General features: G+C 60.8%; 21 protein-coding genes and 4 pseudogenes. 17 read left to right on the top strand and 8 right to left on the bottom strand.

The window, feature by feature from the left end; genetic code table 11:
• The 4 genes and pseudogenes from B597_RS0223110 to B597_RS29125 all read left to right on the top strand — a co-directional run.
• The coding region (locus B597_RS0223110) for an AMP-binding enzyme (protein WP_031323237.1) at nucleotides 1-549 on the top strand (549 nt) is incomplete at its 5' end.
• A gap of 90 nt (nucleotides 550-639) precedes the next feature.
• Nucleotides 640-846, top strand: a pseudogene (locus tag B597_RS46250) (response regulator transcription factor); the annotation flags it as partial.
• A 221-nt stretch (nucleotides 847-1,067) separates the two neighbouring features.
• Nucleotides 1,068-2,951 (top strand): DUF1302 domain-containing protein, encoded by a 1,884-nt coding sequence (locus B597_RS29130; protein WP_003293298.1) that lies wholly within the window; start codon nucleotides 1,068-1,070, stop codon nucleotides 2,949-2,951.
• 12 nt (nucleotides 2,952-2,963) lie between these two features.
• The gene (locus B597_RS29125) at nucleotides 2,964-4,328 is read left to right on the top strand and encodes a DUF1329 domain-containing protein (RefSeq protein ID WP_003293292.1); all 1,365 of its coding nucleotides are present in this window, start codon (nucleotides 2,964-2,966) and stop codon (nucleotides 4,326-4,328) included.
• Nucleotides 4,329-4,595: 267 nt separating this feature from the next.
• Here B597_RS29125 and B597_RS29120 read toward each other — a convergent pair.
• Nucleotides 4,596-5,746 (bottom strand): IS3 family transposase gene (locus B597_RS29120; RefSeq protein WP_152028138.1). Its coding sequence is split into 2 segments (ribosomal slippage): nucleotides 4,596-5,509 and nucleotides 5,509-5,746, totalling 1,152 coding nucleotides; the frame shifts between segments, so codons are not numbered across the junction.
• Nucleotides 5,747-5,809: 63 nt separating this feature from the next.
• On the opposite strand from B597_RS29120, the pseudogene B597_RS47275 reads away from it, so the two are divergent.
• A pseudogene (locus tag B597_RS47275) lies at nucleotides 5,810-5,935 on the top strand (alpha/beta hydrolase); the annotation flags it as partial.
• Nucleotides 5,936-6,037: 102 nt separating this feature from the next.
• The gene (locus tag B597_RS29110) at nucleotides 6,038-6,388 is read left to right on the top strand and encodes a cyclophilin-like fold protein (protein ID WP_003291362.1); all 351 of its coding nucleotides are present in this window, start codon (nucleotides 6,038-6,040) and stop codon (nucleotides 6,386-6,388) included.
• Nucleotides 6,389-6,411: 23 nt separating this feature from the next.
• On the opposite strand, the gene B597_RS29105 is transcribed toward B597_RS29110, so the two are convergent.
• Entirely contained in the window at nucleotides 6,412-7,305 is an 894-nt protein-coding gene (locus tag B597_RS29105; RefSeq protein WP_003293288.1) for a LysR family transcriptional regulator, read from the bottom strand.
• A gap of 101 nt (nucleotides 7,306-7,406) precedes the next feature.
• Here B597_RS29105 and B597_RS29100 point away from each other — a divergent pair, with 101 nt between their 5' ends.
• From B597_RS29100 to B597_RS29050, 11 genes and pseudogenes are all read left to right on the top strand, one after another.
• Entirely contained in the window at nucleotides 7,407-7,850 is a 444-nt protein-coding gene (locus B597_RS29100; protein ID WP_003291365.1) for a (R)-mandelonitrile lyase, read from the top strand.
• A gap of 81 nt (nucleotides 7,851-7,931) precedes the next feature.
• Entirely contained in the window at nucleotides 7,932-9,089 is a 1,158-nt protein-coding gene (locus B597_RS29095) for an iron-containing alcohol dehydrogenase (protein WP_003291366.1), read from the top strand.
• A 62-nt stretch (nucleotides 9,090-9,151) separates the two neighbouring features.
• Nucleotides 9,152-9,825, top strand: a pseudogene (locus tag B597_RS47820) (SDR family NAD(P)-dependent oxidoreductase).
• Entirely contained in the window at nucleotides 9,740-9,922 is a 183-nt protein-coding gene (locus B597_RS47815; RefSeq protein WP_330216612.1) for an SDR family oxidoreductase, read from the top strand. Before B597_RS47820 ends, B597_RS47815 begins: the two are co-directional and overlap by 86 nt.
• A 20-nt stretch (nucleotides 9,923-9,942) precedes the next feature.
• Nucleotides 9,943-10,437, top strand: coding sequence for a (R)-mandelonitrile lyase (locus B597_RS29080; RefSeq protein WP_024161752.1), 495 nt, complete (start codon nucleotides 9,943-9,945; stop codon nucleotides 10,435-10,437).
• Nucleotides 10,406-11,185, top strand: coding sequence for a carboxymuconolactone decarboxylase family protein (locus B597_RS29075; protein WP_024161751.1), 780 nt, complete (start codon nucleotides 10,406-10,408; stop codon nucleotides 11,183-11,185). Before B597_RS29080 ends, B597_RS29075 begins: the two co-directional genes overlap by 32 nt.
• A 183-nt stretch (nucleotides 11,186-11,368) precedes the next feature.
• Complete coding sequence (locus tag B597_RS29070; RefSeq protein WP_024161750.1) at nucleotides 11,369-11,656, top strand: hypothetical protein; 288 nt, start codon at nucleotides 11,369-11,371, stop codon at nucleotides 11,654-11,656.
• A 169-nt stretch (nucleotides 11,657-11,825) separates the two neighbouring features.
• Entirely contained in the window at nucleotides 11,826-13,013 is a 1,188-nt protein-coding gene (locus tag B597_RS29065; RefSeq protein WP_051519734.1) for an efflux RND transporter periplasmic adaptor subunit, read from the top strand.
• 9 nt (nucleotides 13,014-13,022) lie between these two features.
• Nucleotides 13,023-16,193, top strand: coding sequence for an efflux RND transporter permease subunit (locus B597_RS29060; RefSeq protein WP_003293278.1), 3,171 nt, complete (start codon nucleotides 13,023-13,025; stop codon nucleotides 16,191-16,193).
• A complete protein-coding gene (locus tag B597_RS29055) occupies nucleotides 16,193-17,644 on the top strand; it encodes an efflux transporter outer membrane subunit (RefSeq protein WP_003293276.1) in 1,452 nt (483 codons plus the stop codon). The genes B597_RS29060 and B597_RS29055 overlap by 1 nt, the downstream gene beginning before the upstream one ends.
• Before the next feature lie 121 nt (nucleotides 17,645-17,765).
• Nucleotides 17,766-18,779 (top strand): ABC transporter substrate-binding protein, encoded by a 1,014-nt coding sequence (locus B597_RS29050; RefSeq protein ID WP_003293275.1) that lies wholly within the window; start codon nucleotides 17,766-17,768, stop codon nucleotides 18,777-18,779.
• Nucleotides 18,780-18,804: 25 nt separating this feature from the next.
• Here the strand turns inward: B597_RS29050 and soxR are convergent, their stop codons facing one another.
• The 6 genes and pseudogenes from soxR to B597_RS29020 all read right to left on the bottom strand — a co-directional run.
• Nucleotides 18,805-19,272 (bottom strand): redox-sensitive transcriptional activator SoxR, encoded by a 468-nt coding sequence (soxR, locus tag B597_RS29045; RefSeq protein ID WP_003293273.1) that lies wholly within the window; start codon nucleotides 19,270-19,272, stop codon nucleotides 18,805-18,807.
• 326 nt (nucleotides 19,273-19,598) lie between these two features.
• Nucleotides 19,599-19,814: a TOBE domain-containing protein gene (locus B597_RS29040; RefSeq protein ID WP_003291375.1), complete on the bottom strand. Its 216-nt coding sequence runs from the start codon at nucleotides 19,812-19,814 to the stop codon at nucleotides 19,599-19,601.
• A gap of 34 nt (nucleotides 19,815-19,848) precedes the next feature.
• A pseudogene (locus B597_RS29035) lies at nucleotides 19,849-20,451 on the bottom strand (ATP-binding cassette domain-containing protein); the annotation flags it as partial.
• 381 nt (nucleotides 20,452-20,832) lie between these two features.
• Nucleotides 20,833-21,198, bottom strand: a complete 366-nt coding sequence (locus tag B597_RS29030) for a histone-like nucleoid-structuring protein, MvaT/MvaU family (RefSeq protein WP_003293270.1) — start codon at nucleotides 21,196-21,198, stop codon at nucleotides 20,833-20,835.
• 1,105 nt (nucleotides 21,199-22,303) lie between these two features.
• Nucleotides 22,304-23,563, bottom strand: coding sequence for a site-specific integrase (locus tag B597_RS29025; protein ID WP_024161748.1), 1,260 nt, complete (start codon nucleotides 23,561-23,563; stop codon nucleotides 22,304-22,306).
• Between the two features lie 165 nt (nucleotides 23,564-23,728).
• A partial coding sequence (locus tag B597_RS29020; protein WP_031323228.1) for a site-specific integrase occupies nucleotides 23,729-25,907 on the bottom strand: 2,179 nt, incomplete at its 5' end.

The raw sequence follows: 25,907 nt of genomic DNA, 5'->3' as shown, positions 1-25,907 counted from the left end.
AGAGGCTGGTTCCAGTCGGGCGACCTCGGGGAAGTCACCGAAGACGGTGAGCTTCGTGTAGTGGGTCGTTCGAAAGACGTGATCATCCGTAGTGGTCACAACATCGATCCTCAGATGATCGAAGACGTTGCTATGGAGCACCCGGATGTAATTCAGTCAGCTGCGGTGGGAATGCCCGATGACTATGCGGGCGAGGTGCCTGTTTTGTACGTCGTGACTTGTCCTGGGGCAACAGTCTCTGTGGGTGAGCTTGCGAAGTTCATTAATGCTCGAATTGCTGAGCCACCCGCACGCCCGAAACATGTCTTTCTGTTGGACGAGCTCCCACTTACTCCATTCGCAAAAATTGCAAGATTCCGCCTACGTCAGTTGGCAGTAGAGCATCGGGCAAACGAGTTGGTAATAGGTTTACTGAGTGGGGCGTTGGTTACTTGCACCGATCCGGCCGCCAAGAAAATACAGATTAAAAGCGATGCAGCTATTACGCAGGGACAGCTGGATGAAATCGAAAAAGCCTTAGCCAAGCTGGATCTTCAGTTGGCTGACTGATTGATGACTACGCCGGGAAAGTAAAAGCCGGAGGGCTGTATGACTATCAATGCCGAATCCTCGCTAATACCCTCTGGAAAAGCTCCTGCTGAAGAGGCATCCGTAACTCTAACAAAGAGAGAGCTGTTAGTTCTCCAGCTTGTTGCGCAAGGTATGTCTTGGGAGGAAGTCGGTGAGCAACTTTTCGTCTCCATCAATACAGCAAAAACGCATGCCAAACGAATTCATGCGAAGCTTGGCGTCAAACGCAGGACGCATGCTGTAGCGAAAGCTAAGCAGCTGGGGCTGCTGAAATAGGGCCATCGCAGGGCTTGCTTACCTTTTTGAGTTAAGCATGCCTTGTATTTATATTGTTCATATTCCATAGCGCCATAACTAATGTCTCGCTAACTGGCGAGGCATCGTTATATGGCGCTTTTTTGGTTTTTGATTGTCTCTAAAATCACATTTTCGTGGGACGCGGGGAGGAAAATGCCGCAGTACATTCGGCGCACTAATAACAAAAACCGGAGTACCCAGTGCCAACTCACCTCATCCCCGCTCAGCTGTCAAAGCTCTCATCGGCAATAGCAGTTTCGAGTCTGCTGATTATGCCTGCATATGCAGTGGATTTTTCATTAGGTGAAATTGATGGTCAGTTCGACTCATCACTTTCTGTCGGTGCAAGTTGGTCCACAGCCAGTCCTAACAAAGATCTAATCGGAAAAAACAATGGCGGCCGCGGTATGTCGCAGACTTCCGATGATAGCCGGATGAATTTTAAGCGCGGCGAGACCTTTTCTAAGATATTCAAAGGTATTCATGACCTGGACCTGCGATACAAAGACACAGGGGTCTTTGTTCGCGGAAAGTACTGGTATGACTTTGAACTGAAAGACGAAAGCCGGCTGTTTAAAGACATCAGCGACAGCAACCGGAAGGAAGGCGCCAAGTCTTCTGGAGCTGAGCTGCTCGATGCTTTTGTTTACTACAACTACCTGCTGGTTGATCAGCCTGGTTCCGTACGCCTCGGCCGTCAGGTGGTGAGCTGGGGTGAAAGCACGTTCCTGCAAAGCGGCATCAATGCCATTAACCCCATCGATGTCGCTGCTTTCCGTAGGCCTGGAGCTGAGCTAAAGGAAGGGCTCACACCGGTCAACATGTTCTACCTCTCCCAGAGCGTGACGGAAAATCTCTCCTCGGAGTTTTTCTACCAGCTGGAGTGGGAGCAGAGCACGCTGGATAACTGCGGAACGTTCTTCGCCCAAACTGACATTGTCCCGGATGGATGCGAGAACAACCTTGCAGCTCTGAATCCGAGCTTGGGGCAGTTCGCATCGCTGGCAGGGCCGCTTGCTTACCAGACATCTTCTGAGGGTGTCCTCATCCCACGCGGTGGAGATCGAGATCCTCGCGACGGTGGGCAATGGGGGCTGGCTCTGCGTTATCTATTCGAGCCTTTGGATACAGAGTTCGGCGCCTACTTCATGAACTACCACAGCCGGTTGCCGATCTTCAGCGGTACGGCACCAGGTCAGTCGGTTTACAACGCTATTCCCGGCTACGTCGGTAATGTATGCGGCCTGATCGGCGCTGCTTGCACACCTTCACTACAGTCGGGCTTGGCCTCTGCTCTCGTCGCCGGCAATGCCCGCTACTTCATTGAGTATCCCGAGGACATCAAGCTCTATGGCCTGAGTTTCTCGACGACACTGCCGACCGGTACCGCCTGGGCTGGTGAGATTAGCTACAGGCCGAATGCGCCAGTCCAGATCAACTCCACTGACGTGCTGTACAGCGCACTCACACCGCTTGATCCCACCGTATCGGTATTGAGCGTCGTACCCGGCCAGGACACGCACGGATACCGCCGAAAAGAAATCACCCAGCTGCAAACAACCTTCACCCATTTCTTCGATCAGGTCATGGGGGCGAGTCGCCTCACCTTGGTTGGGGAGGTCGGTTGGACGCACGTAGGTGGCTTGGACAGCAACTCCGATGTGCGATACGGGCGAGATCCAGTGTTCGGCCCTGGTGAGCTGCCCAACGGCCGCTGCCAATCCCTTAACGCCGGGACGCTGGGCACTCCGAACGGAAAGAACGGCAGAAGATTCTGCGGCGACGATGGTTTCACAACCCAGAACTCGTGGGGCTATCGAGTGCGTGCGATTTGGGATTACCCCGACGTTTTTGCCGGCGTGAATCTGAAGCCTAACGTTGCCTGGTCTCATGACGTTGACGGCTATTCGCCAGGACCTGGTGGCAACTTCGAAGAGGGAAGAAAGGCTGTAAGCCTGGGGATCGATGCGGAGTACATGAACAAGTACTCCAGCAGCCTCTCGTACACCAATTTCTTCGACGGGAAGTACTCGACCACTGAGGATCGGGACTTCGTTGCTCTCAGCTTCGGCGTGAATTTCTAAGGCGTGAACATTATGAAATCGAAAAATACCTTGCTCCTGAGTAGCGGCTTCGTCCTTTCTATTTTCGCAATCAACGTCCATGCACAGGTATCTGCAGAGCAGGCCTCCCAGTTGGGCAATTCGTTGACACCTGTGGGGGCTGAGAAAGCCGCCAATGCTGACGGAAGCATCCCGGCGTGGAGCGGGGGTTTGCCTATTGATGCCGGCAGCGTCGACTCAAAGGGCTTCCTCGCCAACCCTTTCGCTAGTGAAGCCCCCTTGTTCACCATCACTGCTCAGAATGCCGAGCAATATAAGGACAAGCTGAGTGTGGGCCAGTTGGCTCTCTTCAAGCGGTACCCGGAGACGTACAAGATCCCCGTGTACACAACGCACCGGACTGCAAACCTGCCCGAGAGTGTGCTCGCAGATACGAAGATCAACGCAACCACTGCGACCCTCGTCCAAGGCGGGAATGGGGTCGAAAACTACAAAACGGCAAATCCGTTCCCCATTCCCCAGAATGGCCTGGAGGTTATCTGGAACCACGTGACCCGCTATCGAGGCGGCAGCGTGCGTCGGTTGATCACCCAGGCAACCCCCCAGGCGAACGGCGCCTACACCATCGTGAAATTCAAGGACGAGTTCATTTCGCCCTCGAACGTTGAAGGCAGCTCGAGCCAGAAGTCCAACATCCTGTTCTATTACAAACAGCAGGTAACGGCGCCACCGCGCCTGGCAGGCAATGTCATCCTGATTCACGAAACCATCGACCAGGTGAAAGAACCTCGCCTGGCCTGGCTTTACAACGCTGGCCAGCGCCGTGTGCGCAGGGCGCCGCAGCTGGCATACGACGGCCCAGGCACGGCTGCCGACGGTCTACGGACCGCTGACAACCTGGACATGTACAACGGCGCACCGGATCGCTACGACTGGAAGTTGATAGGGAAAAAGGAGATGTACATCCCTTACAACAACTACAAGCTGGATGACCCAAGCCTGAAGTACAGCGACATCATCAAGCCCGGACACCTGAATCAGGACTACGCGCGCTACGAGCTGCATCGGGTCTGGCACGTCCAGGCAACGTTGAAGCCGGGCGAGCGTCACATTTATGCCAAGCGAGACATCTACATCGATGAGGACAGCTGGCAGGCTGCTCAGATTGAGCAGTATGACGCCCGTGGTGCTCTTTGGCGGGTATCTGAAGGGTTTGCGCAGTACTACTACAACAAGCAGGTAAGCGGTTACACGGCAGAAGCAATCTACGACCTGCTGTCTGGCCGATATCTAGTGTTGGGCCTCAAGAACGAGGAAAAAAACGCCTTTGAGTTTGGGCTTATGGTGAATGAGGCTGAGTTGACGCCTGCGGCGCTTCGTCAAGCCGGGGTTCGCTAATAGGCCACCTCCACATCTGAGATTTCGACGCTGTACGTTGCCGGCCTTAGGGCCGGCTTTTTTGCTCTTAAAACGCAGGATCACCTTTAGCAAATGCCGCTCCCTCAATGTGATAGACCTGTGGTTCTTCAGAAACACTCGATGGTCTTCAAATAAGCGCGGGGCTCGGCCAATTGCAGAGGAGCTGTCGGGCTCTGGACAGCAAGTAGACGGACAAACGTGTCCTGCGCAAGGTCAGCGGCATCGCACTGAATCGCCCCAGCTTTCCTAGACACTCTCCAAGCTCTGGAAATAGCGCTTTTCAAACTCCACTGGCGATAGCTGCATAGCGCTGCTGTGCCGGCGCTTGGGGTTATAGAACATCTCGATGTAATCGAACACATCACTGCGGGCCTCTTCGCGGGTTCCGTAGGTTTTCCGTCGGATGCGTTCCCGCTTCAGCAACTGGAAAAAGCTTTCCGCGACCGCGTTGTCGTGACAGTTACCGCGTCGACTCATGCTGCTGATCAGGTTGTTGGCCTTGAGGAAACTCTGCCAGTCCAAGCTGCTGAACTGGCTGCCCTGGTCGGAATGGATCATCACTTCCTGCTTGGGCTTGCGCCGCCACACAGCCATCAGCAACGCATCAATGGCCAAGTCGCTGCACATCCGAGGCTTCATCGACCAGCCGATCACTTGGCGAGAAAATAGATCCAGCACCACCGCCAAGTACAACCAGCCCTCATACGTGCGGATGTAAGTGATGTCGGTGACCCAGACCTTGTTCGGTTCACTGACATTGAACTGCCGCTCTAGACGGTTGGGCGAGGCCACCGGCGGCTTGCCACCGTAATACCCGGGGCGCCGGCGATAACCGGTCTGCGAGCGCAGCCCCTCTTTCCTCATCAGGCGAGCCACACGGTGACGGCCACAGGACTCGCCTAGCTCACGCAGGTCGTCGTGGATCTTGCGGTAGCCGTAGACCCCGCCGCTTTCCAACCAGGCATGCTTGATCAATCCGAGCAGACGCTGATCTTCCTTGGCACGCGCGGATTTCGGCTCGGCCAGCCAAGCGTAGTAACCGCTGGGATGTACCTGAAGGGTCTGGCAGAGACGCCGTACTGGGTACTCCACCGACAGCTTGCTGATGACGGCGTACTTCAGCCGGACTCCTTGGCAAAGTACGCGGCGGCCTTTTTTAGGATGCCTCGCTCTTCGGTCACCCGCTTGAGCTCCGCGCGCAAGCGACGCAGCTCAGCCTGCTGATCATCTACTTGCCGCAGCTGTACTTGGGGTTTGCTGTAGCGCTTTACCCAGGCGTACAGGCTGTGCGCGGATACGCCTAGACGCTCTGCTACATCGGCAACGCGCAAGCCGCGTTCAGTGATGTGCTTGACCGCTTCAATCTTGAATTCTTCGGGGTAACGCTGGTTGCTCATGGCACCTCCTGTTGGGCCTCATTATGAGGCTTGGAGGTGTCTACGAAACTAGGGGCGATTCACTACGCTGCCGCATCTGAGCCCAAGGAGCTGGTGATCATTCCGGGCGCGAGCCATGTCGATCTGTACGATCAGCCGGACAAGATTCCTTTTGACCGGATAACCCAGTTCTTCGGCAAAAATCTGTAGTAACCGTTCGCAGATGTGAGTAACGAAGCGGCCTGGCGGATAAAGCATCCGCCAGTTGCTATTTGATGAGCATCCCGCCCCGAAGACAAAAAGGTGAAACTGATGAAAATTCGCCTGTTTATCGAAGGCCAATCGTTATCCGCGACGCTAGATGACAATGCCGCAGCCAGAGACTTTCTGGCCATGTTGCCGCTGACACTCTCGCTGAGCGACTACGCCTCCACTGAGAAAATCGCCGACCTGCCAAAGAAACTGTCGACTCAGGGAGCGCCAGCTGGTCATGCCGCCGATGCCGGCGACATCACCTACTACGCGCCATGGGGAAACTTGGCCATCTTCTATCGCACTTTTAAGTACGCCAATGGCCTGGTGCACCTCGGTCGCCTGGATGCGGGTGTGGACTTGTTGCGTGAACAGGAATCCCTGACCGTGATCATTGAGGCAGCTGGCTGACATTCGATTCAAGGGCGACCAGCTCATCGCTCAAGACGCAGATGCTCCAGTACCACGCGAAATGCAGCGGTCTGTTGCCGGCGGCTTGGGTAATAGAGGTGGTAGCCAGGAAAAGGGTCGGACCACTCCGCCAGAATTTCCTGCAAGCTGCCGTCGTCCAGATGGGACTGCACCTGGGTGTCTGGCAATTGTGCAATGCCAACACCAGCCAGACAGGCGTCGAGAATCTGCAGCACGCTGTTCATGATCAGGGGGCCGGTGACGCGCACCCGGAACTCGTTCTCGCCGCTGCCGAACTCCCATGGATAAAGGCCTCCGTGGGTAGGTAAACGCAGGTTGATACAGCGATGTTCGGTTAACTCTTCTGGATGTTGCGGCGAGCCGTGGCGGGCCAGATAGGCCGGGGCGGCGACCGTGACCATGCGCATGTCCGGGCCGATGGGCATGGCGATCATGTCGGCGTCGATGATGCCGCCCAGGCGTACGCCGGCATCGAAGCGTTCAGCGACGATATCGGTGAGCCCGTAGTCGGTGATCAGCTCCACCGTCACCTCCGGGTAGGTCTCCAGTACGGGCTGCAATTTTGGCCACAGCACATGACGCGCAGCGAACTCATCGGCGGTAATGCGTACCGTGCCGGACGGGCGCTGGCGCAGGTCGGAAACGGCGTTCAGGTGAATCTCGATCTGATCGAGCAGCGGAGCGATCTCGTTGAGCAGTCGCTCGCCAGCCTCGGTGCGGGTCACGCTACGCGTGGTGCGCGTCAGCAGACGCACGCCCAGGCGCTCCTCCAGCCCGCGCATGGTCTGGCTCACCGCAGAGGGGGAGACCCCCAGGCGAGCAGCGGCGCGAGTGAAGTTACCCTCGCGCGCGACTGTCACGAAGACCACCAGATCGTTCATTCCGTTCGCGAACATTATTAAGTTCTACTTCATATCGAGTTCTATATTTTCCATATACACGAAGTAATTGGCAGGGACTACATTTACCTCACACACATCGAGTGAGGTCACGAAGCATGAGTGAGAACGATCTGGCCAAGGCCGACATGCAGGTTCTCCGCGCCGGCTCGCACAAAGCCATCAGCGGTCCGGCCGAGATTTTCACCGGCCGTGTACGCATCGACCTGAGCTTCAACGCGCCGGCACCGTCCCGCATGGGAATGGCCGTCGTCAACTTCGAACCCGGTGCGCGCACCAACTGGCACACCCATCCGCTGGGCCAGACCCTGCTGGTCACCGATGGTGTGGGCTGGACTCAGTGCGAAGGCGGTCCGAAGACCGAAATCCGCACCGGCGATCTGATCTGGTGCAACTGCGGCCGTCGTCACTGGCATGGCGCGACCGATACCACGGCCATGCAGCACGTGGCGATTCAAGAGGCACTCGACGGCAAGCCGGTGGACTGGATGGAGCCAGTGACTGACGACATCTATCTCGCCGGCCCGGTGAAGAAGGACTGAGCCCCGCACCACGCCGCCAGCCCATGACGATCATCCGGCGGGCCAGCCTGACTGCCGCCCGCCTGCAGAGGACAAACAACCGTGAACAGCTTCAGTTTCTTCAACAACACCCGCATCCTCTTCGGTGAGGGGCAGATCGCTGCCCTGCGCGAGCAGGTGCCAGCCGGCGCCCGCGTGCTGATCGTCTACGGCGGCGGCAGCATCAAGAAAAACGGCATCTTCGAGCAGGTTACCGCCGCGCTGGAAGGTTTCGACTGGCTGGAGTTCGGTGGTATCGAAGCGAATCCGCACTTCGAGACCTGCATCGAGGCGGTCTCGCTGGCCCGTCGCGAGAACATCGACTTCGTTCTCGCCGTCGGTGGTGGTTCGGTGATCGATGCCAGCAAGTTCATCGCGGCGGCCGCCATGCATGAAGGCGACCCGTGGGAAATCATCGCCACCTTCGGCGCTGCGGTGAAAGGCGCGCTACCGGTTGGCTGCGTACTGACCCTGGCCGCCACCGGTTCGGAAATGAATCCGACGTCGGTGATCACCCGTCGCTCAACCCAGGACAAGCTGTTCTTCAATTCCGACCACGTGCGTCCGCTGTTCTCCATCCTCGATCCGCGCAGCACCTGCTCGCTGCCGCCGCGCCAGGTCGCCAACGGCGTGGTCGATTCGATGGTGCACGTGCTTGAGCAGTACGTGACCTACCCGGTCAATGCCAAGGTGCAGGATCGCTTCGCCGAAGGCCTGCTGTCGACCATCATCGAGGAAGGCCCGAAGGCCCTGGCCGAGCCGGACAACGTCGCCGTGCGGGCCAACCTGATGTGGAGCGCCACCATGGCCCTCAACGGCCTGCTGGCCACCGGCGTGCCGGGCGACTGGGCCTCGCACCTGATCGGCCAGGAGCTGACCGCCCTGTACGGCCTGGATCACGCCCAGACTCTGGCGATCATGCTTCCGGCGATCTGGACCTACAAGCTGGCGCAGAAGCAGGACAAGCTCGTGCAGTACGGCCAGCGCGTGTGGCACATCGAGGAGACCGAGCCGCAGCTGATCGCCGAACTGGCCATCGAGCGCACCCGCCACTTCTTCGAAAGCATGGGCGTGGCCACCCGCCTGTCGGCCTATGGTCTGGACGAAACGATCATTGCGCAGGTGATCGCCAAGCTCGAGGAGCACCAGTTCGTGCAACTCGGCGAGCACGGCGACATCGCCCCACAAGATACGGCGAAGATTCTGCGACTGGCGCTCTAAGCGGCGCCCGGAACCGACCTATCGCTTCGCCCGTCATTGAATCATTTACCGAGGACTCCGAGATGCCCCCCATCCAATACGACTTCAGCGGCCAGGTTGCCCTGGTCACCGGCGCGGCTTCCGGCATGGGCCTGGCGGCAGCGCGTGCCTTCGCCGAGGCCGGCGCCGCCGTGGTGCTGGCCGATATCCGCGAGGACGTGCTGCAGGCCGCGGCCGATGAGCTGACACGGCCGGACACAAGGTACTGGCCGTGGCCGGCGACATCGCCGACGAGCGCTATGTGAAAGCGCTGGTAGAAAAAACCGTAGCCAGCTTCGGCCGTCTCGACGCCGCCTTCAACAACGCCGGCATCCAGAGCCCGGCGGTGGAAACTGCCGATGTACCGAGCGAAGTATTCGACCGCATCACCGACATCAACATGCGCGGCGTGTGGCTGTGCATGAAGTACCAGCTGATCCAGATGCGCGCCCAGGGCAGCGGCGCCATCGTCAACAACTCGTCGCTGGGCGGCCTGGTCGGCGTGCCGGGGCGTGTCGCCTACCACGCGGCCAAGCACGGCCTGGTCGGCATGACCAAGAGCGCGGCGCTGGAATACGCCGCCCAGGGCATCCGCATCAACTGCATCTGCCCGGGCATCATCGAGACGACCGATGGTCGCCGGCATGCTCGAAGGCGAAACCGAAGTCATGAACGAAATGATGAAGGACGTCCCCATCCGCCGTCTGGGGAAGGCTGAGGAAATCGCCGACGCCGTGCTCTGGCTGTGCAGTCCGGGTTCGACCTTCGTGTTGGGAGTCGCCCTGCCGATCGATGGTGGTTACACCGCACGTTAACGCGAGGAGAGGTGAGCAGCATGAACAAGCAGATCTTCACCGCGGCGCTGTGCGTCGCAGCCCTGCAGGCCGGTCTGGCCAGCGCCGATGAGGGCGCCAAGGGCGAGCAGCAGATCGTTCGCGCCGGCGAGCAGGCATCGATTGCCGGCCCCGAGCAGTTCTTCACCGGGCGTGCACGCATCGACCCGATCTGGCCGGCCGATGAGCACATCAACACCGCCGGTGCGCTGGTCACCTTCGAGCCGGGCGCGCGTTCGGCCTGGCACACCCATCCGGCCGGTCAGCGCCTGGTGGTCACCTCCGGCGTCGGTCTGACCCAGGAGTGGGGCAAGCCGGCTCAGGTGATCCGCCCCGGTGATGTGGTCTGGTGCCCGCCGGGCGTCAAGCACTGGCACGGCGCTACGCCGACTACGGCGATGACCCATATGGCGGTCACCGCGACCCTGGATGGCAAGAACGTCAACTGGATGGAGAAGGTGAGCGATGAACAATACAGCCAAGCGCATCAGCACTAAGTCGAGCCTGGCCATCGGTGCCCTAAGTGCCGTATTGGGGCTGGGAGAGATGAGCCAGATTGCCGTTGCCCAGGAGAGCCAAAACATGAGCGAAGCCGCTACTGCCAGTGTCAGCGAAACCCTCGACGCCCGCCAGCAGGCCATCGTGCCGGTCGCCGCGCTCGCCGCCGCCGGTGATATCGCCGGGCTCAATGCGGCGCTCAATCAGGGCCTGGATGCCGGCATGACCATCAGCGATGCCCGCGAAGTGCTGGTGCAGCTGTATGCCTACGCCGGCTTTCCGCGCAGCCTTAATGCGCTGGGCGAGCTGCTGAAGGTGGTCGAGGCGCGCAAGGCTAAGGGCATCGAGGATGCACCGGGCAGTGAGCCCAGCCATCCGGCGCCGAAGGGCGATGCGCTGCTCGCCGCCGGCACAGAGAACCAGACCAAGCTGTCGGGTGCGGTGGTAGAAGGCCCGCTGTTCGATTTCGCCCCGGTGGCCAACGAATACCTGCGCACGCACCTGTTCGGCGACATCTTCGAACGCGACAATCTCGACTGGCAGAGCCGTGAGCTGGCCACAGTGAGCATGCTCGCGGCGCTACCCGGTGCCGAGTCACAGCTGCAGGCACACATGCGCATGAGCATGAACACCGGCGTCACCGCCGCGCAGCTGCGCCAGTTGACCGAAGTGCTTGGCGAGCGCGTCGACGCCGAGGCGGCCGGGCGTGCCAAACAGGCGCTGGAGCGTCACCTGGCCAGCCAGTAAGCACTTACCTGTCGGCCGAGCACCTGCAAGATCCGCCAACCACACCGCCAGCGGGCAGAGCGCCTACTGGTGCGTATGGTTGCTGCGTTCGATATCCCCGAGTGCCCGCCGCGCCTTCCCGATGGCAGCCTGGACGTTCGCCGGCACCTGAGCCTTCGGTGGCACCTATCAGCTCATCGGTCCGTGACCAGTTGCATTGGCCAGGGCGCAACGCTGAGCCGCAGCATCCAGACCGGTATTTCCATGGAGGAGCATGCTGGCGGCGATCGATGCCACCTCTTACAGCAGCGCGGCGATTCCACGCTGATCGCCGGGTGCCTGGCCAGGCACTTCAGCCTGCTGCAAGCCGCCTGTGGCTATGGCGTGCTGGCTCTGCTCGGCTGTGTGGCGATCTTCTTGCTGGTGCGCCGCGCTGAGGCTGTGCGGACGCCAGGCAGCAATTTCTTTTCCCACGCTCATTTTTCTCATTGACCTCAAGTTAACTTGAGCATTTATAAAGGCGACGGCTCGCTGCCGTCAGCCGCATCCAAGGTGCCCGCCAGACCACGCGCAGCCAACTCTGTTTGCTGTCATCCGCCCCCGCCAGCAGTTCGTTACGAGGCTGGCGGGCGGATTCTTTCTGTCTGGGGGAGTTCGTTCAATGAGTCGCTGTGTTTACCCTTCGCGCGTGGCGCGATCCGGTTCGGAGCTGCTGGCTGTCACCTTGCTGACGGCCGCGCTGTTGAGTGGTTGCGGTCAGGGGGAGAACGAGACACCGGCCATGCCGCCGCCGCAGGTCGGGGTGGCGCCGGTGCAGGTGCACAGCGTCAGCCGCTGGGATCAGTTCAACGGGCGTATCGAAGCCACCGAGACGGTCGAGCTGCGCCCACGGGTGACCGGCTATATCGAGCGTGTGACCTTCCGTGAAGGCCAGGAAGTGAAGAAAGGCGATGTGCTGTTCAGCATCGACCCACGCAGCTACCGCGCCGAACTGCAGCGCGCCGAAGCCCAGCTCAAACGCGCGCAGGCGCTGGCGCGGCAGAGCCGCAACGAGGCGCAGCGGGCCAAGGTGCTGGTGCAGAGCCAGGCGGTGTCCACCGAGCAGTACGAGCAGCGCCGCGCCGCCGACGAGTCGGCCCAGGCCGATGTGCGTGCAGCGCAGGCGGCGTTGGCGACGGCGCAGCTCAACCTGCAGTGGACCGAGGTGCGCGCGCCCATCGACGGCCGCACCGACCGCGCCCGGGTCACCGCCGGCAACCTGGTGGTGGCCGGTGATGCGGCCAGTGTGCTGACCACCCTGGTGTCCCAGGAGCAGGCCTACGTCTATTTCGATGTCGACGAGAACGCCTTTCTGCGTTACGCGCAGATGGCCCGTGATGGCTCGCGCCCCGACGGCAGCGACGGCAGCCTGCCGGTGCGCATCGGTCTGGCCAACGAGTCGGGCTTCCCCCATGCCGGCACGCTGGACTTCGTCTCCAACCAGCTCAACCGCAGCAGCGGCACCGTGCGCCTGCGCGCCGTACTGGACAACCGCGAGCGGCTATTCACCCCGGGGCTGTATGCCCGCGTGCAACTGCTTGGCAGCGGCGAGTTCGAGGCCATGCTGGTGGACGACAAGGCGATCCTCACCGATCAGGACCGCAAGTACGTGTACATCGTCGATGAGCAGGGTCTGGCCCAGCGCCGCGACGTGCAGCCCGCCGGCACGGCCGAGGGACTGCGCATCATCGACAAGGGCCTGCAGCCCGGTGACCGGGTGATCGTCAGCGGCGTGCAGAAGGTGTTCATGCCCGGCATGCCGGTGGATGCACAGGCGCAGACGGACAGCGCCGATCACGCGGCGAACTGAGGACGGGCCATGGACTTCTCCAAATTCTTCATCGAGCGGCCGATCTTCGCCGCCGTGCTGTCGATCATGATCTTCGCCGCCGGCCTGATCACCATCCCGTTGCTGCCCACCAGCGAATACCCGGACGTGGTACCGCCGTCGGTGGTCGTGCGCACCGTATATCCCGGCGCCAACCCCAAGATCATCGCCGAAACCGTCGCCACCCCGCTGGAGGAAGCGATCACCGGGGTCGAGGACATGATGTACATGAAGTCGATCGCCGGTTCCGACGGCGTGCTGCAGATGACCATCACCTTCCGCCCGGGTACTGACCCGGACGATGCCACGGTGAAGGTGCAGAACCGCGTGGCCCAGGCCAACGCGCGCCTGCCCGAGGACGTGCAGCGACAGGGCGTGACCGTGCAGAAGCAGGCGCCGTCGTTCCTGATGGTGGTGCACCTGACCTCCCCGGACGGCCACTACGACACCCAGTACCTGCGCAATTATGCGCGCCTGCACGTCAAGGACGTGCTGGCGCGCATCACCGGCGTGGGTGACGTCAGCGTCAGCGGCGGTGGCGACTATGCCATGCGCGCCTGGCTCGACCCGGACCGGATCGCCGCGCGCGGGCTGACGGCGTCGGACGTGGTCGCCGCCATCCGCGAGCAGAACGTGCAGGTCTCCGCCGGCCAGATCGGCGCCGAGCCGATACCGCACAGCGACTTCCTCTACCTGATCAATGCCCAGGGCCGCCTGAGCACCGAGCAGGAGTTCGGCGACATCGTGCTCAAGACCGACGCGGACGGGCAGATCGTGCGCCTGCGCGACGTGGCCCGGCTGGAACTCGGTGCAGGCGACTACACCCTGCGCGCGCGGCTGGACCGCAACGACTCGGTGGTCGCCCTGGGCATCTTCCAGTCGCCGGGCGCGAACACGCTGCAGATCCGCGACCAGGTGATCGCGACGATGGACGAACTGCAACAGACCTTCCCGGCCGGCATCCAGTACGAGGCCGTGTACGACACCACCATCTTCGTGCGCGACTCCATCGACGCGGTGGTACACACGCTGCTGGAAGCAGTGCTGCTGGTGGTGCTGGTGGTGATCCTGTTCCTGCAGACCTGGCGCGCCTCGATCATCCCGCTGATCGCGGTGCCGGTGTCGGTGGTCGGCACCTTCGCCGGGCTGTACCTGCTGGGTTTCTCGATCAACACGCTGAGCCTGTTCGGCCTGGTGCTGGCGATCGGTATCGTCGTGGACGACGCCATCGTGGTGGTGGAGAACGTCGAGCGCAACATCGAGGAAGGGCTGTCGCCGCTGGCGGCCGCGCACCAGGCGATGAAGGAAGTCTCCGGGCCGATCGTGGCGATCGCGCTGGTGCTGTGCGCGGTGTTCGTACCGATGGCCTTCCTCTCCGGCGTGACCGGCCAGTTCTACAAGCAGTTCGCCACCACCATCGCCATCTCCACGGTGATCTCGGCGATCAACTCGCTGACCCTGTCGCCGGCGCTGGCGGCCATCCTGCTCAAGCCGCACGATGCCGCCAAGGATGCGCCGACACGGTTGATCGACCGCCTGTTCGGCTGGCTGTTCCGCCCGTTCAACCGTTTCTTCAATCGCAGCTCCGAGCGCTACCAGAACACCGTGTCGCGCGCGCTGGGCAGGCGCGGCGCGGTGTTCGTGGTCTATGCGCTGTTGCTGCTGGGGACCGGCCTGATGTTCAAGGTGGTGCCGGGCGGCTTCATCCCGACCCAGGACAAGAGCTACCTGATCGCCGGCGTGAAGCTGCCCGAAGGCGCCTCCCTGGAGCGCACCGATGCGCTGATGCGCAAGGTGGTGGACATCGCCCTGGAGACCGACGGGGTCGCCCACTCGGTCGCCTCCATCGGCCTCAACGCCCTGCAGTTCACCAACACGCCGAACACCGGCATGACCTTCCTGATCCTGGAACCGTTCGAGAAGCGCCCGGGCCGCAGCGCGGAGCAGATCAACGCCGAGATCAACCAGAAGATCGCCGCGTTGCAGGAGGGCATCACCTTTTCCATCATGCCGCCGCCGATCCTCGGTCTGGGCAACGGTGCCGGCTATGCGCTGTACATCGAGGACCGGGCCGGACTCGGCTATGGCGCGCTGCAGGACGCCACCAGCCAGTTGCAGGGCGCCCTCATGCAGACCCCCGGGTTCAGCTACCCCAACACCAGCTACCAGGCCAACGTGCCGCAGCTCGACGCCGTGGTCGATCGCGTGAAGGCGAAGGCCCAGGGCATACCGCTGACCAACGTGTTCGGCACCCTGCAGACCTATCTCGGTTCGGTCTACGTCAACGACTTCAACCTCTTCGGCCGCACCTGGCAGGTGCTCGTCCAGGCCGATGCGCCGTTCCGCGACAGCGTGGACGACATCGCCAACCTGCGCACCCGCAACGAGCGCGGCGAAATGGTGCCGATCGGCAGCGTGCTCAAGATCGAGCACAGCTACGGCCCCGATCCGGTGTTGCGCTACAACGGCTACACCGCCGCCGATCTCGCCGGCGGCGCCGACCCGCGCGTGCTGTCCTCCACCGAATCGATGGTCAAGGTCGCCGAGCTGGCGCAACAGGTCCTGCCGCCGGGCATGCAGATCGCATGGACCGACCTGAGCTACCAGCAGGACACCCAGGGCGACGCCGCGCTGATCGTGTTCCCGCTGGCGGTGCTGCTGGTGTTCCTGGTGCTGGCCGCACTGTACGAGAGCTGGACGCTGCCGCTGGCGGTGATTCTGATCGTGCCGATGTGCATGCTGTCGGCGCTGTTCGGCGTGTGGCTGGCCGGCGGCGACAACAATGTGTTCGTCCAGGTCGGCCTGGTGGTGCTGATGGGCCTGGCGTGCAAGAACGCCATCCTCATCGTCGAGTTCGCCCGCGAACTGGAGCTGCAGGGCAAGGGCATCGTCGAATCGGCGCTGGAAGCCTGCCGCCTGCGCCTGCGCCCCATCGTGATGACCTCGATCGCCTTTATCGCCGGCGTCATCCCGCTGCTGCTGTCCAGCGGCGCCGGCGCCGAAGTGCGCGCCGCCACCGGCGTCACGGTGTTCGCCGGGATGCTCGGGGTGACCCTGTTCGGCCTGTTCCTCACCCCGGTGTTCTACGTCGCCCTGCGCAAGCTGGCCGGCACGGCACTGGTGCAGCACGGCCATGATGAAGTTTCGGGAGTGCAACACTGATGAACGCCACGCACACACACCTCGCGCGCCTGCTGGCTGTCGCCTTGAGCAGCGGCCTGCTCGGCGCCTGCAGCGTCGGCCCGGATTATCAGCGCCCGGAACTGCCTGTGGCCGCAGCGTTCAGTGAACGACCGGCGGCCAGCGCGCCGCAGGCGTCGGGCGACGCCGCGTTCTGGCGGCGCTTCGGCGATGCGCAGCTCGACTCTCTGGTGGACGCCGCGCTGGCGCACAATCAGGACCTGTTGATCGCCCTCGCCAACTACCAGCAGGCCAACGCCCTGCTGCGCGGCGCACGCTACGACCAGTTTCCGACGCTGACGGCCGACGTCCAGGCCGGCAACCGCCGCAGCAGCGCCGATCAGCTGCCCGGCGTGGCGTCCGGGGATCGCGACAACGACGAGTTCGCCGCCAACCTCGGTTTCAGCTGGGAGCTCGACCTGGTCGGCCGGGTGCGCCGCAGCGTCGAGGCGCAGCGCGCCGATACCGCCGCCTCCGCGCAGGATCTGGCGGCGCTGCAGGTCGCGGTGGTGGGCGAGCTGGCACGCAGTTATTTCCAGCTGCGTGGCTGGCAGCGGCAACTGCAGATCGCCCAGAGCAACGCGGGCAACCAGACGCGCACCCTGGAAACCCTGCAGCAGCGCCATCGCCTGGGCCTGGCGACGCCGTTCGATGTCGATCGCGCGCGCACCCAACTGGAAACCACACGCTCGCGCATTCCCGCGCTGGAGGCGCAGATCGCGGTGGCCATCCACCGCGTGGCGGTGCTCAGTGGGCGTATGCCGCAGGCTCTCACGGCCGAGCTGGCGGTGCCGACGGCGCTGCCGCCGCTGGCTGCGCAGGCGGTGAGCACGGCGCCCGGCGAACTGCTGCGGCGCAGGCCCGACATCGCCGCGGCGGAGCGTCGGCTGGCGGCTTCCACCGCGCGGGTGGGCGTGGCCACGGCGGATCTGTTTCCGCGTTTTACCCTGGGCGGCCTGATCGGCACCCAGGCGTTCGAATCCGCTAACCTGTTCGAGCGCGACAGCGAGACACGCCTGCTGATACTGGGCGTCGATGGCTCGTTTCTCAATGTCGGCCGGGTACGTGCCCGTATCGCCGCCGCCGATGCGGCCGCGGCGGCCGATCTGGCCCGCTACGAGCGCACGGTGCTGACCGCCATGGAAGAAACCGAAAATGCCCTGGTACGGCTGTCGCGCAGCCAGCGCGAGCAGGCGCACCTGCAGCAGGCGGCCGCCGCCGGCGAACGTGCGGCGCAGATGGCGCGCCTGCGCTTCGAGCAAGGGGCGATCGACGTGCTGGAACTGCTGGACGCCGACGACGCACGGCTGCAGGCCGAGGACGCCTACGCGCGCAGCCACACCGACAGCATCGTCGCCAGCGTCGCGCTGTACCAGGCGCTGGCCGGCGGCTGGTCGGAGCAACTGCCCGAAAGCGGCCTGGCCGGGCGTTAGGGGCGTGTTCCCACGCTCTGCGTCCAGCGCCACGCCAACCCTCGTGGCGCAAAGCGCCACCCTCTGGGTTCCCACGCAGAGCCAGAGCGTGGGAACCATCAAACCATTGAGGGAGAGCCCCATGCCCAGCGACATCCGCCATGACCGCCGCCGCCTGCTCGCGGCACTCGGACTGTCCTGCGCCGGGCTGCTGCTGCCCGGGCGCGCCGCTGCGCTGCAGCGCACGCCGCAGGCAGCCGACAGGCTGGTGGTCGCCATCGTTTCGCAGACCTTCTTCTACGTGCCGCTGTGGCTCGGCCTGCAACGCGGCGCATTCCGCAGGGCCGGCATCGAGCTGGAGATCGTCCAGCTGGGGCACGCCTCGCAGGTCGAGCCATTACTGTCCGGCCAGGTGCACGTCGCCATCGCCACGCCGGAGTCGATCCTGCAGAACGTGGCGGCCGGTGGGCCATTGCGCCTGGTCGCCGGCAATACCGGCAAGCTGGCCCACACGCTGATCGCACGGCCCGCGCTGGACAGCATCGAGGCCCTGCGCGGCGGCCGGATCGGCATTCTCAACCGCCGCGAGGGCACCTTCTTCCAGGTGCGCGAGATGCTCGCGCGCCATGGCCTGCAGTATCCGGGCGACTACAGCGTGGTGCAGACCGGCGGCGTACCGGCGCGCCACCGGGCGCTGCTCGAAGGGACGATCGACGCCGGCCTGCAGTCGGTGCCCTGGTCGTACCAGGCGGAGGAGGAGGGGTTGCGCAATCTGGGCGAAATCATCGACTACATCCCGGACTGGCAGTTCGTCTCGGTCAATGCCTCGCTGCCCTGGGCCGAGCGCAATCGGGAACTGCTGGAGCGCTTTCTGGCGGTATTGCTCGAATCCACCGAGGCGCTCTACGCCAACCGCGAGGAGGCCGCCGAAGTGGCCAGCCGGCAATTGCCGACGCGCCGGGATTACGCGCTGCGAGCCTGGGATTACTACACCGGCAGCAACGCCCTGACCCGTGACATGAGCGTGAGCCATGCCGGGCTGAGCACCGTACTGGATATCCAGCGCAGCAACGGGCTGCTCGACGCCCAGGCCTCCATGCGTGTGGAGGACTATCAGGCGCCGGAGTTTCTGGCCGCTGCGCGCCGCTATCTTTGAAAAGGCAGCACGCGCTGCCGCACCCTCAGTTTTCCAGCAAGCGAGCGCCCGCCCCCTGGCTGGCCAGGCGGTCTTCGGGGTTGCGCAGCGGACAGTCTTCCAGCGACAGGCAGCCACAGCCGATGCAGCCTTCCATCTCGTCGCGCAGGCGTTGCAGTTTCTGGATGCGGTCATCGAGGTCATTGCGCCAACGCGAGGCCACCGTACGCCATTGTTCGGCGCTGACCCGCACCATCGGATCGTAGTCGCCCAGCGCCTGCTTCACCTCGTCCAGCGGAATGCCGGCGCGTTGCGCCACCTTGATGATGCCGATATAGCGCAGCACCCCAGGCGTGTAACGGCGCTGGTTGCCCGAGGTGCGCAGGCTGCTGATCAGCCCCTTGGACTCATAGAAATGCAGGGTGGAAACAGCCACGCCACTGCGCTTGGCCACCTCGCTGACCTTGAGTAAACGTGGTTGTTTTACATTGCTATCGGCCGAGAGGTTGCTCATCACGCTCACTCTATGGGTCAGAAAGTTCTCGAGGCTCGCAGGCGACAACGGTACCGACTTCCAGGGAGGCGACCGCCCCTCTGGGTCTATCGGCCAGACAAGCAGCTATTGCCAGTTCTGTTGAAAAAGCAGCTGTTTCCCCATGCCTTCGGTGGAGTTGCTCAGTCATTGAGCGCGAATGTGAACAGCCGATGGGGCGTTACCCGCCCAAACACCACCTGCACAGCGCCGCCCAGCGCTCGGATTGTAGAGAGCTACGCGCCTACCTGACTGGCTTCCATAGTCTCATTGTGTGCTCCTCGATAGAACTCCCCTTCCGCTTTCCTCTACAGCTTGGCGATCGAAACCTCCGTGGATTTAACGAACGCGATCACCTCGCTACCCACCCCCAATTCAAGCTCTTTCACAGAGCGAGTCGTGATCACAGAGGTGACGATCCCGGCTGCGGTCTGTACGTCGATTTCCGAGAGGACATCGCCAAGAACGATTTCTCGAATTGTGCCTTTGAACTGGTTGCGTACGTTGATGGCTTTGATAGTCATGGTGTGGTTCCTTCTGGTTGAGTTGATTCGCAGTTCAAAGTGCCCAGCGCAATTGCGTCGGCAACGGAGAAACGGATTCGGGTTGGGGCGATAGCTCCGGCACGGCCAGCACGCGGTTGAGCACCTGCGCTTCCAGTGCCGCTAAAGCCGCCGCACCACGGTTACGCGGGCGCGGAATGTCAATGGTGAGGTCGAGGCCGATGCGTCCTTCCTCGATGAGAATGACCCGGTCGGCCACCGCTACGGCTTCGCTGACATCGTGGGTAACCAGCAGCACCGTGAATCCATGCCGCTGCCACAGGCGTTCGATCAGTTGCTGCATCTCGATACGGGTCAATGCATCCAGTGCGCCGAGTGGCTCATCGAGTAGCAGCAAACGAGGTTGGTGAATCAATGCGCGAGCCAGTGCTACACGCTGTTTCTGCCCGCCGGACAAGGCCGCCGGCCATTCATTGGCGCGTTCAGCCAGGCCGACCGCGGCCAATGCCTCGCGTGCCTTGGGCCGCCAGTCGCCGGAAAGGCCCAGGCCGACGTTGTCGATGACCCGCTTCCACGGCAGTAGCCGAGCGTCCTGAAACATCAGACGGGTATCGTCGCGGGCGGCGGACAGCGGACCGTTGCCGGCCAGCAACGCGCCCGGGTTCTACCCGTGAATGCCGACACCGATCTAGTGTATGCCTTAGAGGTGAGTCAAGGATTGGGAGTCAGGCTTGCGTCAGGCGGTTTGGATAGAGCTGATACAGCCACTGCAGTGCTGGATATTATGGAAGGATCTGAAGAAGCCTTTAAGCGGCGGCTCGACAAATATCACTTCTAGCCCCGACTCTCCAGGAACTCCTCCTGCTACGTCGATAGCAGACCTGCTTGGTACTTCGGACAGCGCGGCCGTAAAATCCGATTTTTCCTTAGATCGACATCCGCTTCTGTCGGAATGTGATCGTGCAATGTGGGCTAACTGTAGCCCTACGGAGCATAAAAAAGCCAGGCACCGCCTGGCTCTTGTTTTCGTCGGGTCAGCTTACTGAAGCCAACCCTCCACCTTTTCGGCGCCGTGCTTTTCTTTCCAAGCTTTCAAAATCTTATGATTGCCACCCTTCGTCTCTACCACCTCTCCAGTTTCTGGGTTTTTGTAAACCTTAACTTGGCGCTGCCGACGAGACGCTTGAGACGTCGGGGTGGCGCTGATGCTGGTGCGGCTGGGCTGCGGATCCAATATTGAAATAATTTCGCGCAGGCCTACGTCATATTGCCCCATCAAATTGCGGAGTTTTTCCTCGAACTCGATTTCGCGCTTGAGTTTGTCGTCATTCTTAAGAGCATCAAGCTGCTTGAGTTGGGCTGCGAGCTGGGCTTCTAAAGCTTTGAATTCGGCGAGTTTGGACATGGGTAACCTTCGGAGAACGAAACTGCTTTGTGTGTCTCAGTCTACCGCTTGGGCACGGAGGGAGAAAACTAAGGACCGACCGATTTCGTGAGTAATCCGGTCATCGAGAAGACTGGTACAGGGATGGCGCTGCGGAGTGTTTGTCAGCCAGAGAGGTGCGTACTTTCCTGACATATGAAGTGGTGGGTTAGCAAAATGGGAGGTGACCAAGCGGCGGCCGTTGCATAGAAACGTCGCGCATCCCGTAGAGGAAGCGGACGTGAGCAGGCTTCTTCCTCTTTAGCAGAGGTAGCCATGCATAGCATCGAAATTAGAGCTAGCCATTTACCTGCGGCAAATGAAGAAAGCTGCCTTTTTTGACAACAATGGCAGCCGCTTCGCGAAGGCAGTTGATCATTTTGGTCTTATTGCTCGGTCTCGCTCCACATTCGTTTCGCTTACCTGCAAACGCCCAAAATGCTCAACTGCCCCATACTTGAAGGCTTCAAGTATGGGGCGCGGGGGCATGCTTGAAGGAACGCTTCGCTGCTTCAAGTATGCCCCCGCAATTTTGTTGTCAAAATCATAGCCGCCAGGCGTTGCCTGGCCGAAATGGCGATTGTGCACAGACGTGAGCTGCGCCATTCGCGGGCGCTGCCGCCCCAGCCTCAATCATAAGTACTCGGCCCGATCACCGCTGCGCACTTGTTTTACGACCGCCATGTCACATGACTCGAGTGCTGCAGTCTCTCCGTGTCACTCGTAGGGCTTGCGGCAGCTAGTGAGTGTCGATGATGCGGCGGGTGACTGTGCCGTGTGTCTGTCACAGGGAGGTATGACGCGGTGTCCGGTCTGATGCCAAACGGCCCATGCTTCAAGTGCGATTTGTATGGCAGCAGCCGACTGTCACGGAATTCGCGTCGCAGCGGATGCAAGTTCTTCGATGGTGGACTGCGCTCAGCGATAGGGTGTGCCATCCGTCGCCGCAAGCGATGCCCGGAGTTGCGTGAATATTCGGTTTCTTTCCTGTTGTGTTGAGAACCAAAAAGGCCGCAGATTAGCTGCGGCCTTTTATTCATCCTGTCTCATAACCATCTCCAAGCGATGATCGTTCCCGCTCTATGCGTTAGTGAAGCTGCAGCTTACTTTTCCTCCCGCGCTTTCCGCGTCCCGCCTGGCTATGGAGCAGCATTTTAAAATGTTCCCAGCGAATCTCGTCGGTCTGGATGTTGTAAGTCAGGCCGCGCTCCATCTGCTCCAGCAGTCTCAAACTCAGCGGCTTTTCCAAGTAGTGGTCTGCTGTGACCTCCGGAGCGCTGCCCTCATGGCCAAGCAGATAGGCGATCGTGGACGGAGATATGCCTGACCGTTCCAGCCGGACGGCAAACGAACGACGGAGACTTTTAAAATTGAGCCCGCCATTAACGGCCGGCGGACAATGCTGACCGATGTATCCCGTTCCCGTACACGGCCCGCAGAAAAAACGACTCGGATCGCGGGAGTATAAGTGCTTCGGGTCAAAGCTCAGCTCGCCGAAAAGCAATGCATCGTTGCCATCGGCCTGACGTCGTTCCTCTACGAAATTTATAAAACCCATCTCCACAAGCTTCGTGCAGATCGGAATCTGCCGTGCCGATGAGCCCGTTTTTAGCGACTTGTTGTAGCCGTTATCGTTTATGTCGATGAGCTCTACGCCGTGGACATCCCGGATCACATCATGCACACGAAGCTGGCAGAGTTCATTGAGCCGCGCGCCGGTGTAGAGTCCGAGAGGAAGCAACCAGAACCGATACGGCTTGGCGTCTTGGTAGACCTTGGGCAGTGTGCCCGCGAGGTACTTTTGGTAAGGCCAGCCGGAGAGCATCTGAATCAGGTTGCTATCTAGAAATGGCTTGGTGACCTCGGCCTGTTTTGTACTGCAAGTAGCAACCTTGATCGCATCAGTAATCAGCTTGCTCTCCAGCGCCTCGTCTAGCATGCGATTGAACAGCTGGTAATAGGTCGTGAGGTTTGCGCCTTTACTTCCCGAAGCCGAGTTCTGCTTCAGTAACAATGGCAACTGATCCTTTAGACGCTGCACATCAGCTCGATCAAGCTCAGCGACTCGGCGTGTAGGGTTATCTCGGGTCAGGATGACCTTCAGCTTTTCCATTCGAGCCCGCAGCATATGCTCGGACTTTCCTGCGTAAGTGTTTTCTCGCAGGAAGCGGGACAGCGTAGTGTCCATGAACTCGGTAAGTAACGGTGAAGAGTGGAAGCGGTTGATCGCGTCCGTTACCGCGGAGATGTTCGCCAAGGCGATTCGCAAGTGCTCTTCATGGCCAGGCTCTACAATCAAACTCAGGCCCTTATAAAAAGGAATGGAGATAGGGGGCGTTACATTCATATATACCTCACGGTGGGTGAGGCTCGAGATTATTACTGTATGAATGACCAGTCAAGATAATCTATTGGAAAAGTACATTCGATAGTTTTTATTGACGCTTTGTCAATAATTAAGGGATGTGTAAAAAGGGCAGGAGCAGGGCTCCCGCCTCTGTTTGGCTAGGCCTTATGCGTACGATTTCCAGTGGCGCTTAGGAGCTCGCACGTTCGGGAATGGCGTGCCCACCGGCCGCCCGACTTTGAAGTCACCTTGTGCTTTCTGGAGCCCCTGATAGTGCCGGTAATGGATGTGATCCAAGCCAAGGCCGAAATCGATTTTGTCGAGCTCGTCCTTGAGGACGCCTGCCGGATAGCAGTCGCCATAGCCGCCAGTTGTACTTTTATCAGCGTGACCCACGAGTGCTTTAGCTTTCGCGAGGTCGAGGTTCTGTCTGCGGAATTGGTTGATAAAAGTATGCCGTAGGCCGTGATACGTCAGGCCCTCCTCTCCGAGGCCGCAGAGCCCCAAGTAGCCATGACTGCCCTGGCTTGAGCCCAGGTACCAACGACTCGCAACGTGCCCAGGAGAAAGATCACCGTAGACACGGATATTTTCGAAAAGAGGAGCTTTCATATCCTGCTTAACTATGTCCAGGCGAGCTTGGTGATAGTCGAGGAAGCCTGTCTCGATCAGCTGCTTGTGAATGGGCACTAGCCGTTCAGAGTCGGACGTTTTGAGTTGCTTCGACCCTGTCCGATTGATGCTGATGATCCAAACGCCGAGCTCCTGCCGAATGTCTTCGAGCCGTAGCTGGCACAGCTCGCTGAGCCTCGCGCCGGTATAGAGGCCAAGCAGCGGCAACCAAAACTTGTAGTCGTCCAGACGCCAGCGAGGCGGCTGGGTCAGCGTGTAGGCCGGGCCGTGAAGAAGTTTCTCGATCTGGCTTGGGCTATAGGTGCGCTTCCTCGGGGCCTCGGCACCTTTGGTGCTGAATGCCAATCCGGCCGCGATATTTTCGGTGATGTGGCCTTGATCATGTGCGTAGGTGACAAGCGCCCGTGCCAGCTCAAAGAACTTTTTCGCGGTGCGTGGATTGATCGGCTCAAATTTCCCGTCGCTGATGATCTTGCTCAGCGGCTGATTACGGGTGGCGCGAAGGCGGTGCCGGTTCTTCGGATAGCTGCGCAGATGATCGCGTAGCGTGTTGAATTCAGCACGAGTCAGCGTTTCGACTTGCCGGTGCCCGCCAAGCAGCTCGCACAGGCCTTCCAGGCGGGCCCGAGCGGTAATGCGGGTCCGCGGATTAGCCCAGGCTCCTTCACGAATTTGCCGTTCTTCGTATTCCTTTACCAAAGCTGCGAGGCTCAACCCTGCGTTTGAACCACGCGCCGGCGAGACAATGCGATCGTTGACGGAGGGTTGCGTAAAGAGGGTTTCAAGCTTGGCTTTCTGCGCGTCGGGCAGAACGCTCCCGAGCGCATTCAGCAACGCGAGCGTGCCAGGATCCTGAGGCGGTGCCACAGCATCTGTCGGCGAGTTCAGCTCCGGAATCGTCTGCATAGGCTCGGTGGTTGCAGCAGAACCCAACATCCGCCGAACCAGGTCACCGATTTCCTGCATGGCTTGGGCGTAAGGATCTTGGTGATCGTCTTCCTGAAAGTAACGCAACAGCATTTTATCAACCTTCTGCAGCGTATAGGTCAGCATGAGGACCGCAATGATGATGGAGCTAGTGAGCAGCTCAACCCGAAAGCTTTTCTTTTCTCTCAGATGCGCTTTCATGCACAGCGGATCAAGTTCGATAAGCATCACATAAAGCCCCGATTCCTCCTGCACCAAGAGCGCTCGATCAATGATGCGGAGCTTCAGATGCATCGCGTTGGCTTGCTGAAGATGAAAATGCAAAGCTTGCCGAGATTGCGGTAGTGCTGGGGGGATGTGCATGAGATTCCGACCCTGGTCTGGGCGGGCATGGCACAGGTATTCATAAAGCGTCATCGCTGCAAATGCAGGAGATTCTTTCGAATAGCGCCCTGGAGAGGGTGGGACTGTCTCGAGTACATCAAGGGCGGCGTAAATGTACCGGGCAGCGTCGCTGGCGACATTGTGATCGCAGGTTCCGAGCGGCCAGTCGAATCGTACGAATCCAACGCCAAGCGCTTTCACCAGTGCGGGCGTTGGTGTCAGTGCGAAGAAAATTTCGCCCCCTGGCTCGTGACTATAGAGCACCACTCGCTCGGCACTGTCCTTCATCATGCGAGCGTGGGCGACCGAAAGGTCTTGGTTCGCGAGCTTCATTGGCGACGGGCGGACTTTCCAAACCCGGTCGGCGAATTTGAGTGCTTCCGCTACCGCTAAGTGAAAC

It is taken from the genome of Stutzerimonas stutzeri KOS6, from assembly GCF_000307775.2.
In the GTDB taxonomy this organism is placed as follows: domain Bacteria; phylum Pseudomonadota; class Gammaproteobacteria; order Pseudomonadales; family Pseudomonadaceae; genus Stutzerimonas; species Stutzerimonas stutzeri_B.
This window is presented reverse-complemented; position numbering and strand designations above follow the sequence as displayed.